Source organism: Nocardiopsis prasina DSM 43845 (assembly GCF_000341265.1).
In the GTDB taxonomy this organism is placed as follows: domain Bacteria; phylum Actinomycetota; class Actinomycetes; order Streptosporangiales; family Streptosporangiaceae; genus Nocardiopsis; species Nocardiopsis prasina.
In genome coordinates this window covers 1-483 of the sequence record NZ_ANAE01000065.1, presented here as the reverse complement: position 1 = coordinate 483, position 483 = coordinate 1, and the positions used below count along the sequence as shown (strand labels likewise).

The 483-nt window shown below is 68.5% G+C and carries 2 protein-coding genes and 1 pseudogene (1 of these 3 only partly in view); 1 reads left to right on the top strand and 2 read right to left on the bottom strand.

Going from position 1 to position 483, the window contains the following annotated elements:
- Window positions 1-28 carry the 5' portion of a LysR family transcriptional regulator gene (locus tag D452_RS27530; protein WP_204366592.1) on the bottom strand. It extends 845 nt beyond the left edge of the window, so only the first 28 of its 873 coding nucleotides appear in the window; it begins with the start codon at window positions 26-28; its stop codon lies beyond the left edge, outside the window.
- Window positions 15-95, bottom strand: a pseudogene (locus tag D452_RS31935) (hypothetical protein); the annotation flags it as partial. The pseudogene D452_RS31935 and the gene D452_RS27530, both read right to left, overlap by 14 nt.
- A 93-nt stretch (window positions 96-188) precedes the next feature.
- Here D452_RS31935 and D452_RS0101490 point away from each other — a divergent pair.
- Window positions 189-483 (top strand): DoxX family protein (locus D452_RS0101490; RefSeq protein ID WP_017542386.1); only part of this gene is annotated, 295 nt, incomplete at its 3' end.

Here is a 483-nt window from a genome sequence, read left to right as displayed (position 1 = left end):
GGGGAGACCCCCAGCCGCTCGGCGGCACGCGAGAGATTCAGCTCCTCGGCGGCCGCCAGGAAGTACCGCAATTCCCGTAAGTCGAACTCCTGCATACCTTTAGGGTAGCCGGGGCATCGCAATCGGTATTTCCCGCGGGCCGAGGGACCCTGTTCGAATGGACGGTACCCCCCAACAAAGGAGAACCGATGAAATACCTGGTCCGCTCGGACGCCGTGCTGACCGACGCCGCGGTCCTGCTGGTTCGGCTGTGCGTCGGCGCCGTGTTCATCGCCCACGGCTGGGACAAGGTCACCGGTGAGGGCGGCGTGGCCGCCATCGTGGCGAGCAACCGCGAGCTGGGTATTCCGCTGCCGGAACTGAGCGGACCCTTCCTGGCCTACGGCGAGCTCGTCGGCGGTGCGCTGCTGGTCCTGGGCGCCGCCGCCCGGGTGGGCGCCGCGGTGCTGACCGCGATCATGATCGGCGCCTGGGTGTTCGTGC